Source organism: Yoonia sp. MH D7, from assembly GCF_054439475.1.
On record NZ_JBTJCF010000001.1, the window covers coordinates 1119533 to 1134504 of the forward strand.

The 14972-nt window shown below is 56.3% G+C and carries 19 protein-coding genes and 1 pseudogene; 11 read left to right on the top strand and 9 right to left on the bottom strand.

All coding sequences use genetic code 11. From position 1 onward, the window contains the following. Window positions 1-8: 8 nt before the first annotated feature. Window positions 9-659 carry a DsbA family oxidoreductase gene (locus ACXLHR_RS05490; RefSeq protein ID WP_458790520.1) on the bottom strand — a complete coding sequence of 217 codons (651 nt, stop codon included), beginning with the start codon at window positions 657-659 and terminating at the stop codon, window positions 9-11. A 566-nt stretch (window positions 660-1225) separates the two neighbouring features. Between ACXLHR_RS05490 and ACXLHR_RS05495 the strand changes: the two genes are divergently transcribed. Then, a complete protein-coding gene (locus ACXLHR_RS05495; RefSeq protein ID WP_458790521.1) occupies window positions 1226-1849 on the top strand; it encodes a helix-turn-helix domain-containing protein in 624 nt (207 codons plus the stop codon). Between the two features lie 12 nt (window positions 1850-1861). On the opposite strand, the gene ACXLHR_RS05500 is transcribed toward ACXLHR_RS05495, so the two are convergent. Together ACXLHR_RS05500 and ACXLHR_RS05505 are read right to left on the bottom strand one after the other, a co-directional pair. Further along, entirely contained in the window at window positions 1862-1990 is a 129-nt protein-coding gene (locus ACXLHR_RS05500) for a hypothetical protein (protein WP_458790522.1), read from the bottom strand. Window positions 1991-2043: 53 nt separating this feature from the next. Further along, window positions 2044-3858: an extracellular solute-binding protein gene (locus tag ACXLHR_RS05505; protein ID WP_458790523.1), complete on the bottom strand. Its 1815-nt coding sequence runs from the start codon at window positions 3856-3858 to the stop codon at window positions 2044-2046. Between the two features lie 321 nt (window positions 3859-4179). On the opposite strand from ACXLHR_RS05505, the gene ACXLHR_RS05510 reads away from it, so the two are divergent. Next, window positions 4180-4953: a 3-hydroxybutyrate dehydrogenase gene (locus tag ACXLHR_RS05510; RefSeq protein WP_458790524.1), complete on the top strand. Its 774-nt coding sequence runs from the start codon at window positions 4180-4182 to the stop codon at window positions 4951-4953. A 54-nt stretch (window positions 4954-5007) separates the two neighbouring features. Here ACXLHR_RS05510 and ACXLHR_RS05515 read toward each other — a convergent pair whose 3' ends face one another. From ACXLHR_RS05515 to ACXLHR_RS05535, 5 genes are read right to left on the bottom strand one after another with little or no spacing between them, the layout of a single operon-like run. After that, window positions 5008-5610, bottom strand: coding sequence for a LysE/ArgO family amino acid transporter (locus ACXLHR_RS05515; protein ID WP_458790525.1), 603 nt, complete (start codon window positions 5608-5610; stop codon window positions 5008-5010). Further along, window positions 5607-6338, bottom strand: coding sequence for a DUF502 domain-containing protein (locus ACXLHR_RS05520; RefSeq protein WP_458790526.1), 732 nt, complete (start codon window positions 6336-6338; stop codon window positions 5607-5609). Before ACXLHR_RS05520 ends, ACXLHR_RS05515 begins: the two co-directional genes overlap by 4 nt. Before the next feature lie 60 nt (window positions 6339-6398). Next, window positions 6399-7334 carry a pseudouridine-5'-phosphate glycosidase gene (locus ACXLHR_RS05525; RefSeq protein WP_458790527.1) on the bottom strand — a complete coding sequence of 312 codons (936 nt, stop codon included), beginning with the start codon at window positions 7332-7334 and terminating at the stop codon, window positions 6399-6401. Next, window positions 7331-8224 (bottom strand): PfkB family carbohydrate kinase, encoded by an 894-nt coding sequence (locus ACXLHR_RS05530; RefSeq protein ID WP_458790528.1) that lies wholly within the window; start codon window positions 8222-8224, stop codon window positions 7331-7333. The genes ACXLHR_RS05525 and ACXLHR_RS05530 overlap by 4 nt, the downstream gene beginning before the upstream one ends. 53 nt (window positions 8225-8277) lie before the next feature. Beyond that, a complete protein-coding gene (locus ACXLHR_RS05535; protein WP_458790529.1) occupies window positions 8278-9075 on the bottom strand; it encodes a DUF4198 domain-containing protein in 798 nt (265 codons plus the stop codon). On the opposite strand from ACXLHR_RS05535, the gene ACXLHR_RS05540 reads away from it, so the two are divergent. From ACXLHR_RS05540 to ACXLHR_RS05580, 9 genes and pseudogenes are all read left to right on the top strand, one after another. Next, a complete protein-coding gene (locus ACXLHR_RS05540) occupies window positions 9074-10414 on the top strand; it encodes a HupE/UreJ family protein (protein WP_458790530.1) in 1341 nt (446 codons plus the stop codon). The two genes, ACXLHR_RS05535 and ACXLHR_RS05540, sit on opposite strands and share 2 nt — an antisense overlap. 178 nt (window positions 10415-10592) lie before the next feature. After that, on the top strand, window positions 10593-11354 hold the full coding sequence (rpsB, locus tag ACXLHR_RS05545; RefSeq protein ID WP_458790531.1) for a 30S ribosomal protein S2: 762 nt from the start codon (window positions 10593-10595) through the stop codon (window positions 11352-11354). A gap of 73 nt (window positions 11355-11427) precedes the next feature. Further along, window positions 11428-12300, top strand: coding sequence for a translation elongation factor Ts (gene tsf / locus ACXLHR_RS05550; RefSeq protein ID WP_458790532.1), 873 nt, complete (start codon window positions 11428-11430; stop codon window positions 12298-12300). A gap of 107 nt (window positions 12301-12407) precedes the next feature. After that, window positions 12408-12608, top strand: coding sequence for a hypothetical protein (locus ACXLHR_RS05555; RefSeq protein ID WP_458790533.1), 201 nt, complete (start codon window positions 12408-12410; stop codon window positions 12606-12608). Window positions 12609-12824: 216 nt separating this feature from the next. Next, a pseudogene (locus tag ACXLHR_RS05560) lies at window positions 12825-12962 on the top strand (iron chelate uptake ABC transporter family permease subunit); the annotation flags it as partial. A gap of 132 nt (window positions 12963-13094) precedes the next feature. Continuing rightward, window positions 13095-13280 carry a hypothetical protein gene (locus tag ACXLHR_RS05565; protein ID WP_458790534.1) on the top strand — a complete coding sequence of 62 codons (186 nt, stop codon included), beginning with the start codon at window positions 13095-13097 and terminating at the stop codon, window positions 13278-13280. Window positions 13281-13308: 28 nt separating this feature from the next. After that, on the top strand, window positions 13309-13455 hold the full coding sequence (locus tag ACXLHR_RS05570; RefSeq protein WP_458790535.1) for an ATP-binding cassette domain-containing protein: 147 nt from the start codon (window positions 13309-13311) through the stop codon (window positions 13453-13455). Beyond that, window positions 13455-13547 (top strand): hypothetical protein, encoded by a 93-nt coding sequence (locus ACXLHR_RS05575; RefSeq protein WP_458792474.1) that lies wholly within the window; start codon window positions 13455-13457, stop codon window positions 13545-13547. The genes ACXLHR_RS05570 and ACXLHR_RS05575 overlap by 1 nt, the downstream gene beginning before the upstream one ends. A 117-nt stretch (window positions 13548-13664) precedes the next feature. Then, window positions 13665-13892 carry a hypothetical protein gene (locus ACXLHR_RS05580; protein ID WP_458790536.1) on the top strand — a complete coding sequence of 76 codons (228 nt, stop codon included), beginning with the start codon at window positions 13665-13667 and terminating at the stop codon, window positions 13890-13892. Between the two features lie 288 nt (window positions 13893-14180). Here ACXLHR_RS05580 and ACXLHR_RS05585 read toward each other — a convergent pair whose 3' ends face one another. Next, window positions 14181-14936 carry an autoinducer binding domain-containing protein gene (locus ACXLHR_RS05585; protein WP_458790537.1) on the bottom strand — a complete coding sequence of 252 codons (756 nt, stop codon included), beginning with the start codon at window positions 14934-14936 and terminating at the stop codon, window positions 14181-14183. Between the last annotated feature and the right edge of the window lie 36 nt (window positions 14937-14972).

The following is a 14972-nucleotide window of genomic DNA, read 5'->3' on the forward strand; positions in this document are numbered from 1 at the left end:
TTTTTTGATTAGGACTGCTCTGATGCGTCTAGTTGCGACTGTATGTCTTTAATAATTTGCACCCAGGTCTCGGGTGGTTGCGCGCCGGGCACCGCATGGTGTTGCGCCACGATAAACGTCGGCACCGAATTCACGCCCATTTTGCGGCTATGGGCGTCACGTTCGCGGATCAAAACGGTATCTTCATCCGTCGCTAGCAAACGCGTGACCATCGCCGCGTCCATTTCGGCACTATCGGCAATATCGGCCAAAACCGCATGATCACCAATATCGCGGCCATCCACAAAATAAGCTTTGAACAGCAGATCAACCACAAACGATTGGCGATGCTCGATGCCGGCCCAGTGGATCAAGCGGTGTGCGTCGATCGTGTTCGGTGTGACCTTCATCGCTTCGAAATTGATCACCGCACCGGTTTTTTCCGCGTGTTCGACCACAGGCGCATAGGCTTTCACCGCTGCCTCTTTGCCGCCAAACTTGCCTTCAAGGTAGGCTTTGCGATCCATACCGCCCGCGGGCATATCTGGGTTCAACTGAAACGGATGCCATTCCACGATGAACGGATGCTCCGGGAATTGCAGCAGCGCCTTATCCAGATTGGTTTTGCCGATATAGCACCATGGGCAAATCGGATCGGAAATAATATCTAGCTTGACCATGCGCGGCCTCCCGGTTTTGACGCAATACGCGCCTGAGTAATGTGTTGTTTGCACCGCGCGGCAGGGTGTCTTGGCGCACAAATAGCCTTGGGTATTTGTAGCGCGTAAATGTGTCCGCACACCACGCGGTCAGAAGATCGTCCTTTACCACATCTGTGCTAACATAAAAGGCCGCAATAATGCACACAGCCTGTTCGATCTGTACCTCACAGATCGCAGCCTTTGTCATCGCTGGATACGCTTCAACCTCAATCAGGTTCACGCGGTACCCGCCCGCATTTATCATATAGTCGTCGCGCCACTCTTGCCGCTTTTCACAAGCTTACCATTTTGCACAGTCGCCACGCGCTGACCTTGTTGCTGCGGACTAGATGCATCTTTGGGGGTGGGATGAGCCAGATTGCCCGTCGGATCGTTAATAAGTGGTAAATTTCTCAATAAAGCAAGCTTATCCGCGGATAAGGTTTTACCCGTCTCTCTGCATCGTGCAAGTAGGCACAATCTTCATCGCTATGCCCACACCCCGACTGTTGCAAGCATCAGTCGGGCAGACTAATAGAATTCCTATGTCAGACATTGATCCCAAAACCTTGATCCGCATCGCCCATGAAGACGGCAGGACCGAAACCGCGCAGCCGCTTGATCTGGGCCAGCGCGTGCGCGAGCTGCGCAAATCGCGTGACTGGACGTTAGAACAGGCTGCCAAGCAAGCGGGATTGGCACGCTCGACCCTCTCCAAGATCGAGAACGGGCAAATGTCACCGACCTATGAGGCGCTGAAAAAGCTGGCAGTTGGCTTGGAAATTTCGGTGCCACAACTTTTTACGCCCCCCTCAACGGCACAGGTAAACGGCCGCCGCACGATCACATTGGCGGGCGAGGGTGCGCAGCAAATCACCACGACTTACGAGCATACAATTCTTGCCGAAGCCCTGACGGCCAAAAAAATGCTGCCCTACCGCGCCCGTATCCGTGCGCGCCGGATGGATGATTTTGATGGCTGGATCCGCCATGACGGCGAAGAATTTTTATTGGTGCTGACAGGCACTGTGCAACTGTTCACTGAATTTTACGAGCCTGTGGACCTAAAGCGCGGTGACAGCGCCTATTACGACGCCGCGATGGGTCATAACGTGGTGTCGACGAGTGCGGATGATGCCACCGTTTTATGGGTGACATCGCTGGCTTAACGGCTGTTGCGATTACAGCACCACATCCACCGCGCCAAGCGCCAGTTGCCCTGTGCCAACCGCCACATTGCCCGCGGTACGCGCCACGGTGCAGGCTTGCAGCGGATATAATGCGCCGCAGATAAGAAACAGTTTTCGCATAGGTTTTCCAGACATGTGATGAAGAGGACCAGCGCAGCGCTGGCCCTCGAAAGTTATTCTTCGTACCACCAGACATCGGGCTGCCATCCGGGCCAGTCGCCAAAGATCGGCAGGTCTTCGGGGAAGTGCAGATTTTTTGAATGCGCGATGCGGCTGATGTTCCACTGATAGATCGGGATCACATAGCGTCCTGCGGTCAGCACCCGGTCAAGCGATTTCACTGCCGCGACAAAATCGTCCTGATTTTCCGAGGTTAGAAGTCTGTCGATCATGGCGTCAGCAGCTTCGGATTTGATCCCCATCAGGTTGCGTCCGCCTATCTCGTCTGCGCGGTCCGCGCCAAAATAGGCGTCTTGCTCGTTGCCCGGCGAAAGTGACAACCCGCTGCGGTAGTAGGTCATGTCAAAATCATACGCGTCGGTCCGTTCTTTGTATTGCGCGCCGTCGACCGAAGATACGGTTGGCGAAATACCAATACGTCCAAGGGCTTGCACATACATGTCGATGATCGCGGTGTTTTCGGTTGCTGCGGCTTCAATAAGAATATCGAATTTGAACGGCGCCCCGTTTGCGTCCTTCAACACGCCGTTTTGCACGGTCCAGCCTGCAGCTTCGAGTTGGGCCAGTGCCGCGCCGATGCCCGCGCGGTTGCGTTCTGATCCGTCCGAGACCGGCAGGGTGTAACCCTCTATTGTGCCGGGCGTCAGGGAGGCTTTGAAGGGTTCCAGAAATTCGGCGACCCGGCCCGTGGCGGGGCCGTGGTCCATGCTCAAAGGTGAGTTGGACCAATAGGACGTGATGCGCGGTTGCTGGCTGCCGGTCATCGTCTCGTTGATAAATTCAAAATTGAAGGCGTGCAGCATCGCGTCGCGCACCCGCCAGTCGGCAAAGACCGCGTTGCGGCTGTTCATCACGAATCCGGTCATACCGGAAGGGCGTTCGTGGGGGAGAATGGATTTGATCACCTCGCCGCTTTGCGCCATCGGGAAGTCGAATTGGCCGTCCCATTTTGCCACGTTGAATTCGCGGTGAGTATTCACCTCACCGACTTTAAAAGCTTCGAATGCAGCGGTCTCGTCGCCAAAGAATTCTAAACGAATTTCGTCAAGGTTTCCGACGCCGCGCATAAAGGGGATGTCAGCGGCCCAATAGTCGGGGTCGCGTTTGAAGGAGATAAAGCGGTTAGCTTCAAAATCGTCGATCACATATTCGCCGGAGACGATGGGAATAACATCAAGGCCGCTTTCGCCAAAGTCCAAGCCATCCCATTGGGATTTCTTGAGGATGGGGCGCAGACCTGCCAGCAGAGCCAGTTCATTGTCGGCTTCTGTAAAGGTGAAGCGCACCGAGCGCGGGCCTGTGGCCTCGAGGGTTTCCACTTTTTCCCAGAACCCGCGGTAGCGGCCGTGGCCTTGGGTGCCCAGTGTCTCGAATGACCACATTACGTCTTCTACTGTGATCGGGCTGCCGTCGTTGAACTGCGCACCTTCGCGCAGGGTAAATTCAACCCATTCGCGGGCGGGGCCGGTTTCGATTGTCTCGGCTATGACGCCGTAAAGCGAGAAGGGTTCATCCAGCGTGCGCCCCATCAAGCTGTCGCCCATCAGGTAGCGCAATTGCCAATGCACGTTGCCTTTGAGGATGTAGGGATTAAGGCTGTCGAATGTGCCGACGTTGGCGGTGACCATTTTGCCGCCCAAGGGCGCGTCGGGGTTGGCGTAGGGCAGGGCGGTGAAATCGGCGGGCAAAGCGGGGTCGCCATACATCGCAATACCATGGGTTGATTCGCCAAAAGCGGCAGTGCCTGCCAAAACAATAGCGTTGGCCGCGCTGAACCGGCGCAAATATCTGAAATAGTGTGGCTTCATTTCGGCAATAATCCCTGCAATCCCTGTGTACGTTAACGATCAACTTATAGCGAGTTCACGGGCTTATCAAACTTTTAGCTTGGCCGTAGGCGTAGTTAGGCGTATAACGTCCTTACTGCTCGATAGGTTTCTTGCCTGTATGAAACCTGCCTCAATAACTTTACGCCCGCCTTGTGCGGGCGTTTTTTTTGGTCTTTTGCAGGTTATCCACATGTTTGCCCACAGGATTAATGCTGGTGGAATCAGCTGAGAATCGGTGTGTTATTTGCAGGTGCAGGATCTATACTGCAGGTATCATTTTCAGCACCGGAGCCAAGATCTATGTCATATCAGAACAAAACCGCCGTTATCACCGGATCAAATTCGGGTATTGGCCTTGGGATTGCGCGAGAACTGGCCCGTGCGGGGGCGCATGTGGTGTTGAATTCGTTCACCGACCGCGATGAGGATCATGCGATTGCAGCCGGGATTGCCAAAGAGTTTGGTGTGAAAGCGCGGTATATTCAGGCGGATATGTCCAAAGGGGCTGACTGCCGCAAGTTGATTTCGGAGGCGGGTGTCTGCGACATTCTGGTAAACAATGCGGGTATTCAGTTCGTGGCGCCGATTGACGAATTTCCTGCCGAGAAGTGGGATGCGATTATTGCGATCAACCTGACCAGTGCGTTTCACACCACGGCGGAAGCGCTGCCGATGATGCGCGCGGCTGGCTGGGGGCGGATTGTGAATGTGGCTTCGGCGCATGGTCTGACGGCAAGCCCGTATAAATCGGCTTACGTCGCGGCCAAGCACGGGATTGTCGGGTTTTCGAAGGTGACTGCCTTGGAGACTGCGCAGGAGCCGATTACCTGCAATGCGATTTGTCCGGGCTATGTGTTGACGCCTTTGGTCGAGGCGCAAATCCCTGATACGATGAAAGAATACGGTATGGACCGCGAGACGGTGATCAAAGAGGTCATGTTGGCGCGCCAGCCGTCAAAGGAATTTGCGACGGTGGAACAGCTCGGTGGGACAGTGAATTTCTTGTGCTCGGACGCAGCGGCACAGATTACCGGCACGACCATCAGCGTTGATGGTGGCTGGACCGCACTTTAATTAAGATCAACCTTACGTTGTAATTGTGGGGCGCGTGGAAATCGGAGGCGCTGTTCAGCTGAGCAGTTTTACTGCCAGCGCCCACATCACCAGCCCGATGATCACGTCGAGGATCCGCCATGCGCGGGGTGATTGCATGACGGGCGCGAGTAGTCTTGCGCCGTAGCCCAGGCCAAAGAAAAAGACGTAGGACGCGGTAACCGCGCCTACGCCGAAAGCGTAGCGTTCGGCGTTTATGGTGTATTGGGTCGATATTGCGCCGATCAATCCCAGCGTGTCGAGGTAGACGTGCGGATTGAGCCATGTGAAAGCGGCGGCGGTGGCGAGGGTGGTCCAGAGCCCTGCGGATTTGCCGGTAATCTGGTTGTCGTAGTGACCAAGGTAGGCGGCGTGAAGCCGCAGGGCGCCGTAGACGAAGAGGAAGGCGGCACCACCCCACGCCATGATTTTTGGAAGCATAGGTGCCGCGTCAACGATGGCCGCAAAGCCGAGCACACCTGCAGTGATCAGAGCCGCGTCGGAGGTGGCGCAGAGCAGGCAGAGCCAAAAGACGTGTTGTTTTGCCAGTCCTTGCCGTAACACGAAGGCGTTTTGTGCGCCGATGGCGAGGATCAGTGAGAACCCTGTCGCAAAGCCCGTGAGTGCGGGGGTGATCATACCGCAGGAAGTGTTACGGGTTTCGAAGGGTCTTTGGGGTTCGGGTAGACCAGTCCGGCAGAGATCACCAGTTTGGCGGCATCTTCGACGCTCATGTCCAGTTCAAAGACATCTTCACGCGGCAGGAACAGCAGGAAGCCCGAGGTCGGGTTTGGTGTGGTGGGCAGGAACACGGTTGCGATATCGCCGCCGGTGGAGATTTTGTCGCGCATTTCGCCTTTGGCGTTGGTCGAGATAAAGGCAATCGCCCAGATCCCTTTGCGCGGGTATTCGATAAGGCAGGCCTTGTCGAAGGAGGTGTCGCGCTGCGAAAACACGGTTTCAGCGATTTGTTTAACGCCGTTGTAGATCGAGCTGACGACGGGCATCCGTCCCACGAGGTTTTCGCCCAAGCGGATGAACGAGCGACCGATGATGCCTTTGCCGATCCAGCCGACGATCACGGTGAAGATCAAAAAGATGATCACGCCGAAACCGCGCACGTTTACATTGATCGGTGCGGCGCCGTCGGGGCGGAAAAACCGGTTAATAAGGGCGTCGGGGTGGTAACCTTCGGGCACAAATGGCCAGACCCAGCTATCGACCCAGCCCACGACAGTCCACATCAGCCAGAGCGTGAGGGCGATCGGGGCGACGATAACCAAACCCGCCAGAAAGTTACTGCGCGCGCGTGCGATCAGGCCGCGTTTTGATGGTCTGGTGTCGTCATGTAGGGGGTCGAGGTGCATGGAGGGACGCCTTAAAGTTTGGTCACATGTAATGTGACGTGAGCGCCCCTACAAGCTTTACTACACAGGATCGCTTTGACTGATGATCTCGGCGGCGATTTGGGCGGCCAGACGCGCGTTGTTGCGCACGAGGGCGATGTTCGCGGCCAGCGAGCGGCCTTCGGTCAGGGTGAAAATCCGGTCAAGCAGGAAGGGGGTCACGGCCTTTGCGCTGATGTTTTGCGCCGTTGCTTCTGCGAGGGCTTGGGCGATCACGGGCGCGAGGGTGTCTGCCGGGATTTGGGCGTCTTGCGGGATCGGGTTGCAGATGAGTTGTCCGCCGGTGAGCCCCATTTGTTTGCGGGTCAGTTGCGCGCGTGCGATATCGGCGGCGGTGTCCATGCGCAGAGGTGATGCCATCGCAGAGGTGGCTGACCAGAAAGCGGGCAGGGCGTCTTGACCGAAGGTGATGACGGGGACGCCGAGGGTTTCGAGGACTTCGTAGGTTTTCTCGAGATCGAGAATTGCTTTTGCGCCAGCGGCCACGACGGTGACACCGGTGAGCGAGAGTTCTTGCAGGTCGGCGGAGATATCGAATGAGGTCTCAGCGCCGCGGTGTACACCGCCAATGCCGCCTGTCGCGAAAACGCTGATGCCTGCGAGGTTGGCTGCGATCATTGTGGCGGCGACTGTGGTGGCTCCTGTGCCGCCAGTGGCGATGCAGGCTGCGATGTCGGCGCGTGAGAGTTTGGCGACGTTTTGCGCTTGGCCCAAACTGTCGAGCATGTCGGATTCAAGGCCGATGTGCAGCACACCGTCGATCACAGCGATTGTGGCGGGCGTGGCACCGTTGTCGCGCACGTCTTGTTCCACAATGCGGGCCGTTTCGACGTTTTGCGGAAAAGGCATGCCGTGGGTGATGATTGTGCTTTCCAGCGCCACAATGGGCGTGTTTTTGCGGCGTGCTGTCGTGACTTCGACGCTGAATTGCATCGGCAGGTTTTGGGTCATTGTCATTGGGGTGTTTCTCCTGAAACGTAGGTGGCGGCAGCGTTGGATGCGCGGGTGAGTGCGGCTTGGCGGTCAAGTCCTTGCGCCTCGCTTGCGATATGTGCTGCCATGAATGTGTCGCCTGCACCGGTGACCCGCGTCACCATAACGGCGGGGGCGGTGTGGCTGATGATATTACCTGCGGTGCCTTCGGCGCAGGCATTGCCGCCATCAGTGACCAGCACGCGGTGTGCACCTCGTTTCAGCAGAGCGCTTGCTGCGATGGCGGAGGTCTCGAATTTGGTTTGGCAGAGCAAGCCTGCTTCCTCCAGGTTGACGTAGAGAGTTGCTGTGGGGTGGTCCATCAGCGCCAGAAGTCGCTGTGCTTTGCCCGGTGAAGCGGGGGCGACGCGCAGGTCGGCGTTTGCAAATAGCGGCGAGTTTGCGATGGTTTGCAGCAGGTCTTCGGTAAGGTTGCCGTCAAGGGCTATTGTGCCTTTGAAGGGGTTTTCGAGGCTGCCGAGGCGGCCATCAGACAGGGGGCGCAGAATTTTGTCGCCTGAGGCTTCGAGCGAATGTGCGTCGGCGATAGCGGCGATGAGGCCGTTTGCGCCCTCAACGGCCATATAGATGTCAGTTGGCAGGTCGTCGGAGCGGTAGAGGTGGTCGGTGATCAGGCCCATGCGGTGGGCCTCGGCGACCAGTTCGTTGCCTTCTGCGTCGCGCCCGATAGTCGAGAGCAGCGTGGGGGTCATGCCAAACTGCCGTAGGGTCATGGCGATATTCATCGCCACGCCGCCCGGAAGTCGCGTGATACGTCCCGGCACGTCGGACCCTACGCGCATATGGAAAGCGGCGCGTCCGATCACGTCCCATAGGACCGAACCGATACATAAAATGTCAGATTGTTTTGTCATGCCCTGCTTTTGCAGCAGGGCGTGACCGTTTGCAAGTGCGGCTGAGGTGCAATTTAGGGGGCTGCGAAAGTCAGGTTCGCCCAAAGGGATTCGTAGGCTGCTTTCGTGGCATTTGCCAATTGTTCAGAGGGTTCGCGCAGGACAACCGCGTCGAGCATGTAGCTGTTGCCAGAGGTGACTGGCACGGTCGCGATGCCTTGGGCATTGGTGCGGGTGTAGCCGATCGAGACTGCGCCGGTCGGGGTTTTGGTGAAAATTTCGAGTTGGGTGTTTGCGCGCACCACGTTGCCGTAGAATAGCTGCACCCGCATGCCGCCTGACAGGTCGTCGGTATAGGGGTTGGTCAGGGCTACAATTTCAGTTTCCAGCCCGACGCGCCGGTCCGCACCTGCGCCTGACCCCACGCCGATCAGGGTTTTAGAGTAGCGAGAGTAGACTTCTTTGACGTTTTCGAGCGGCAGGCCGCGTGCGGTGTGGCTGGCGCGCAGATCGCCCAGATCCTTGTGATCAAGGAATGCTTTGAACTTGTCCCACGTTGCGTAGTCGACGGTTGAATTGCGTGCTTGATAGGCCACCACATTCAGCCCGTCTGCAAGTGGTGCGTTGTCGAGTGCCGGCGTGTCGCCTATGCGTCCGGTGACGTCGGTCGAATTGCCATTTGCAAAGGTCTTGAAGTGTGCGAACCGTTGCGGCACGTAGGGGAGAATAACCCCTTTGAAGTCCTGTCCATTGACAATATTCGCGGTCATTCTACCATCCGACATTATCTGGTAGGCGTCGGGTTCCAGCCAGAGCTCGTGTGCCGTCGCAGGTCCCGCCAGCAAACCAATTAAGAGAGCAATTTTACGCATGACACCGTCCTTTTCTGTTCCGTTTAAACTGTCCTTTGCGCGCCTGTTGTCAAGCATGCTCTTGGTCTGGTTCACAACTCTGTCAACCGCGAGCGCCCATGAAGTGCTGCCTTCTATCGCCGATATGACGAGGGAGGGTGATACATTGGTGTTTGATGTGCGCCTGAATTTGGAGGGGTTTATTGCGGGTATTGATTTGACCGCGGTGGCGGACACTGCAAATGCGCGTGAGGCTGCGGATTATGATGCCTTGCGTGCGCTGGCGCCTGAAGCATTGGCCGCGCGGTTTATGACGTTTTGGCCGCAGATGGCAGAGTCGATGACCTTGACGGCGGACGGGCAGCCGATGCTGGCCGAGCTGGTGTCGGTGGATGTGGGACCGGTGGGTGATGTGGAGGTGACGCGCGCCTCTATGATCAAGTTTACCACGCCGCTACCTGCGGATGCGCAGGTGGTGCAGGTCGGATGGGCGCCGGAATTTGGTGTGCTGGTACTGCGTCAAATCGGTGTTGAGGCGCCTTATGACGGTTATTTGGAAGCTGGCGCGCAGTCTGATCCGATTGCATTGGCCGGTGGCGATGAGGCGACGGGCTGGGAGACATTTACGCGTTATATTCCGATTGGCTTTGATCATATCGTGCCCAAGGGGCTGGATCATATTCTGTTTGTGCTGGGATTGTTTTTCTTATCGGCGCGGCTGCGTCCGCTGTTAACGCAGGTGACGCTGTTCACGCTGGCGCATACGATTACGCTGGCGGCCGCGGCGCTGGGCTGGGTTGTGGTGCCGGGCAGTATTGTCGAGCCGTTGATTGCGGCGTCGATTGTGTATGTTGCGGTTGAGAATGTCTTTATGAAAACGCTTAGTCCGTGGCGACCGTTTGTGATTTTCGGCTTTGGCTTGTTGCACGGGCTTGGGTTTGCGTCGGTGCTGGCCGAGTTTGGATTGCCGCAGAATACCTTTGTGCCTGCGTTGATCGGGTTTAATGTGGGTGTTGAGGTTGGCCAGTTGGCAGTGATTGGCGTGATGTTCGTTTGTGTGTTGCAAGCGCTGCGCGTCGATCGAGGAGCCAATGAGGCGTCGCAGGGGATAGCGTTATACGGTGTGCTGGCGGCGGTTGCTGCTGTGTTGATCTGGTTGAACCCTGCGCCACTGGTGACGTTGATCGAAGGGCCGGTCTGGGTATTTGCGGCACCGCTGATGGCGATATTCCTGCTGTGCATGGTGTCGATCCAGTTGCGTGATCATCTGGACGCGTACCGCCGGATCGTGGCTATTCCGGCCTCGCTGGCGATTGCGGTCGTTGGCACATACTGGTTCATCGAGCGGGTGTTCTTGTGAAAATGGTCCTGCCGGATGTGAGGCCACTTGCAAATGGCAGGAACGCCCGCTAAAGGAACGCTACGAAATCCCCAGACGGGGCGGGTCGTTCGGGGAGAAATCCCGGACAATCCACCGGTTGTCGCACTTCAGCGCCTTCACCCCCGTCCTTGGTTAAAACCGGAAAAGGAAGACTGACATGGCTCTACCCGAGTTCTCCATGCGCCAATTGCTTGAAGCAGGCGTACACTTTGGCCACCAGACAGCGCGCTGGAACCCAAAGATGCAAAAACACATTTACGGTAGCCGTAACGGCATCCACATCATGGACCTGACACAGACAGTGCCAATGCTGGACCAAGCGTTGCAGGTTATTCGCGACACAGTTGCCAAGGGCGGCCGCGTTTTGTTCGTTGGCACCAAGCGTCAGGCACAAAAGCCAGTTGCTGATGCTGCTGAGCGTTGCGCACAGTTCTACATGAACCACCGTTGGCTCGGTGGCACATTGACCAACTGGCAGACTGTTTCCAAGTCGATCAACCGCCTTAAAGCGATTGATGAAGCGTCCGAGAACGGTTTTGCCGGTCTGACCAAGAAAGAGCGTCTTGGCATGGAACGTGAGCAGGGCAAACTGCAGGCGTCTTTGGGCGGTATCCGCGAAATGGGCGGCGTGCCTGACCTGATTTTCGTCATCGACGTCAACAAAGAAGACCTCGCAATTCTGGAAGCCAAGAAGCTGGGCATTCCTGTGATCGCTATTGTCGACACCAACTGTTCGCCAGACGGCGTTGATTATGTCATTCCAGGCAACGACGATGCGGCGCGTGCAATCGCGCTTTACACTGATCTTGCAGCACGTGCGGCCCTTGACGGCATGCAAGCGCAGCTGGGTGCAGCTGGCGTTGATATGGGCGCAATGGAAGAGTTCGCAGAAGAGCTGGTTGCTTCCGAGCAGCAGTAAGCTTTGTGAGACTAATAGAGGCAGGGGTGTTCCCTGCCTCATCCCAATTTGAATTCCGTAATGGAGAGATAACATGGCAATTACCGCTGCAATGGTAAAAGAACTGCGTGACAGCACGGGCGCAGGCATGATGGACGCGAAAAAAGCGTTGACTGAAAACAATGGCGACATGGAAGCATCCGTTGACTGGCTGCGCACCAAGGGCCTTGCAAAAGCTGCTAAGAAATCCGGCCGTACTGCTGCAGAGGGCCTTGTTGCCGTTGCGGTTTCCGGCGGCAAAGGTATCGCTGTTGAAGTGAACGCCGAGACCGACTTTGTATCCAAAAACTCCGATTTCCAAGGCATGGTTGCGAAAATCGCAGCAGTTGCTTTGACCGTTGGTGATACAGACGCGTTGAAAGCGGCTGACATGGGCGGCAAAACCGTTGAGCAGACTGTGACAGACGCAGTTGCAATCATCGGCGAGAACATGTCCGTGCGTCGTATGGCTGTTCTGGAAGGCGAAACCGTTGTGTCCTACGTACACAATGCGGCTGCTACAGATATGGGCAACATCGGCGTTCTGGTTGCGATGACTGGCGACAACGAAGCGTTTGGCCGTCAGGTTGCGATGCACATTGCAGCTGTGAACCCAGTGTCGTTGTCCGAAGCTGATCTTGATCCGGCAATCGTTGAAAAAGAGAAGAACGTGCAGATCGATATCGCGCGTGAATCTGGTAAGCCAGACGCAGTGATCGAGAAGATGATCGTTGGCCGTATGCAGAAATACATGGCGGAAGTCACATTGTTGAACCAGCAATTCGTTGTGAACCCAGACCTGACTGTTGGCGCGGCTGCAAAAGAAGCTGGCGTTGAGATCACTGGTTTTTCCCGTATTGAAGTTGGTGAAGGCATTGAAGTTGTGAAAGAAGATTTCGCAGCTGAAGTGGCAAAACTGAAGGGCTAAGGCGCTATTCATTCGAGATTGGAGGCCCGCTTGTGCAAACAGGCGGGCTTTTTCATGGGCAATAGGTGAGGTAGTGGCGCGGATATGGGGAATATATTCTGAGTGGCTTGGAGACGGCGAATATTGCGCGGATCGAGGTGTTGCGTGGGGCGCATTCAGTCTATTATGGCTCGAGTGCATCTGCGAGCGTGACCAATATTATTACCCGCAATGGCAAGTTTGGCGACACTTATGTAGCCACGTTAGAGGTGGGTGCGGCAACGACTGCGACGGTTTTTGCAGCGCGCTATGAGCTAACGATATTGTGACGCTGAATGCGCGTGTCACGAACCTGTTTGATAGTGATGCGGTTGATGTTTGGGGTTTTGCTACGCGCGGGCCTGCGGCCAATGCTGGTGTCAGTGCAAGTTTTTAAGTTGATAAAGGCGTTCTGCCTGACGGGCGCGCTGATGGCTTATCCGGTGACCGTGATGTCGGACACGCCGGTCAAGGTCGTGTCCGTCAATCTTTGCACCGATCAACTTGCGATGTTGGTGGCGGCGGATATTGCGGTGCGTGTGATATTGCCTGCGCGTGATCTGAAGCTGGGTGTGGCGACTGCATTGGTGGGTGCGCCGTTGTTTTTGCACCTGATTTACCGCACGCGGAGGGACAGATTATGAGCCTGCTGATGCTGACTGGTTTTGGTGTGGCACGGCGCAATCACAGTATTCTGCGCGGAGTTGATCTGGTGATCGGGGCAGGGGGAGTTGGTTGGCATAATCGGCACGAACGGTGCGGGGAAAACGACGCTAATGCGTGCTGCCTTGGGGTTGATTGAAGGTACGGGTCATAGTTCAGTGGTCGCGTTAATGCCGCGCGAGCGGGGTCGCGCCGTGGCCTGGCTGCCGCAGGCGCGCGAGATCGCATGGCCTGTGGATGTGCAAACGCTGGTGATTAGGTCGCGCGCCGCATTCGGCGGTAGGCCAGCGCGCTGGTGATGCGGACGTTGCCGCTGTGGCGCGGGCGATGGACCGTATGGATTTAGGCGCGTTTCGCGACCGGACTGCGACGCGGTTGTCTGGCGGCGAACAGGCGCGGGTTTTGATTGCGCGGTGTCTGGCGCAGGAAGCGCCGTTGTTGATGTGGTTTTTCTGCTGCTGGTGTTTTTCATGATGTCGGCGCGGATTGCGCCTGCGCCGCCATTTTTTCTATCGTTGCCTGTCTCGCAGAGTGAAACGCCTTTGGAAGAAGACGTGACGCTATAAAACACAGCGCCTGAGTATCCGGGCCGATGCGGATTTGCCGACGCCAAAGCTAGCCAATGTCCAGGCACGGCTTACCGGTATCGCCATCACATCTGTTGATCTTGCCGTGGCAAACCCGTGAGACAGGCGGTGGAATTCATCGGGTTTGCGGCAGTTGCGGCGGTGGTGCATCTGGTGGTGTTCAGTGCCGCGCCCGATGGTGGACCAGAGGTGGGCGGGGGCGAAGATACCATCAGTCTCGCGGCTGCCTCTTGGGCGATTTCAGCTATGGTTGATGATTGGGACCGGCCGGTCGAGGCGTTTCAGCAAAGTGTCCTTCTTGCACCGGTTATGCCAAGCCGGTAGCAGGACCAACCCTCAATGCTGGTCATGCAGTCCAAGCACCAGCCGGTTTGTCGTCGGGCGTGCATCAGTTTTCGTTGCCAATAAGGTTTGATCGGTAGGCGTTTTTTCAGGATTTATGCTGATTTCGGGGACGAGGTGTAAGGCGCAGAGCCTGAAAATCATCAGGATTGCGCCCTACGTTCCCCAGACCAAAGGCCACCACTTACAGAACAGCTTTGTCATACGCTTTGACGTGACATCACGAAAGTAGTGTATTCCATACCTTTTGAATTAATCGAATGATTTCAGTTAGATATCCATCACAAACATCTGATTGGAGAAAGCGGCTTTTAGCACGGCTTGCGCGGTGGTTTCAACGTCCAGAGTTTCACGGGCCAGTCGCAGGTGTTTTTCGACGGTCGCGGGTTTCAGGCCTAACAACAACCCGATATCTTGCGCGGTTTTGCCGTCGCCGACCCATTGCAGCACTTCGCGTTGCCGTTTGGTCAATTGCCGTTCGCCAGTCTGGGGCAGGGTCAGCAATTTCAGGTGCATGACGTTATTGGCCGCCACAATTTCAGCACCGTATTTTTGCCAGATCGCTTCGACGTCAGGCTGGCTTAAACCTTCTTTTGCGGTCAGCGCGATGGCAGCTTTCACCCGCTGTGACACGGTTTTAAAGCTGATTGTGTAACCTGCAGTCACATTCATTTTCTGGTTGAACGCGACCACGCCAAGCTCTTTCGGGTTGAGTTTCCCTGCGTTGGCCATGTCCGAAATCCATTGCCAACTACATGTGCCAGCGTTTTCCAGCGCCCAACGTATCATGGGTCCATTGGCGAGATGACCGTCGTTCAGATACGGGATCATGTAGGCGTTGCTGTGGGTCGTGAGCAGAATCCGGTCTTGGGGGTTTCCCAATGAATTGGAAATGCTATCGCGCGTAAAGCCGTAAATCAGCCGGTCGAACCCGAATTGCGCCATGTAAGTGGTATGCAGGGTCCAGAGCGCCTCGACGGAGGTGGAGCTGACGATATCGTCGATTTGGGTTAAGACCGGCTTCATGGCTATGGTCCGGTTATAGTAAATGTAACATAATCA

Coding starts and splice junctions, on each gene's coding strand:
- ACXLHR_RS05510 (WP_458790524.1), top strand. CDS start 4,180: ATGTCATATCAGAACAAAACCGCCGTTATCACCGGATCAAATTCGGGT.
- ACXLHR_RS05570 (WP_458790535.1), top strand. CDS start 13,309: ATGGACCGTATGGATTTAGGCGCGTTTCGCGACCGGACTGCGACGCGG.
- ACXLHR_RS05515 (WP_458790525.1), bottom strand. CDS start 5,610: ATGATCACCCCCGCACTCACGGGCTTTGCGACAGGGTTCTCACTGATC.
- ACXLHR_RS05540 (WP_458790530.1), top strand. CDS start 9,074: ATGACACCGTCCTTTTCTGTTCCGTTTAAACTGTCCTTTGCGCGCCTG.
- ACXLHR_RS05585 (WP_458790537.1), bottom strand. CDS start 14,936: ATGAAGCCGGTCTTAACCCAAATCGACGATATCGTCAGCTCCACCTCC.
- ACXLHR_RS05535 (WP_458790529.1), bottom strand. CDS start 9,075: ATGCGTAAAATTGCTCTCTTAATTGGTTTGCTGGCGGGACCTGCGACG.
- tsf (WP_458790532.1), top strand. CDS start 11,428: ATGGCAATTACCGCTGCAATGGTAAAAGAACTGCGTGACAGCACGGGC.
- ACXLHR_RS05525 (WP_458790527.1), bottom strand. CDS start 7,334: ATGACAATGACCCAAAACCTGCCGATGCAATTCAGCGTCGAAGTCACG.
- ACXLHR_RS05500 (WP_458790522.1), bottom strand. CDS start 1,990: ATGCGAAAACTGTTTCTTATCTGCGGCGCATTATATCCGCTGCAAGCC.
- ACXLHR_RS05490 (WP_458790520.1), bottom strand. CDS start 659: ATGGTCAAGCTAGATATTATTTCCGATCCGATTTGCCCATGGTGCTAT.
- ACXLHR_RS05505 (WP_458790523.1), bottom strand. CDS start 3,858: ATGAAGCCACACTATTTCAGATATTTGCGCCGGTTCAGCGCGGCCAAC.
- rpsB (WP_458790531.1), top strand. CDS start 10,593: ATGGCTCTACCCGAGTTCTCCATGCGCCAATTGCTTGAAGCAGGCGTA.
- ACXLHR_RS05495 (WP_458790521.1), top strand. CDS start 1,226: ATGTCAGACATTGATCCCAAAACCTTGATCCGCATCGCCCATGAAGAC.
- ACXLHR_RS05575 (WP_458792474.1), top strand. CDS start 13,455: ATGTCGGCGCGGATTGCGCCTGCGCCGCCATTTTTTCTATCGTTGCCT.
- ACXLHR_RS05565 (WP_458790534.1), top strand. CDS start 13,095: ATGCGTGCTGCCTTGGGGTTGATTGAAGGTACGGGTCATAGTTCAGTG.
- ACXLHR_RS05530 (WP_458790528.1), bottom strand. CDS start 8,224: ATGACAAAACAATCTGACATTTTATGTATCGGTTCGGTCCTATGGGAC.
- ACXLHR_RS05520 (WP_458790526.1), bottom strand. CDS start 6,338: ATGCACCTCGACCCCCTACATGACGACACCAGACCATCAAAACGCGGC.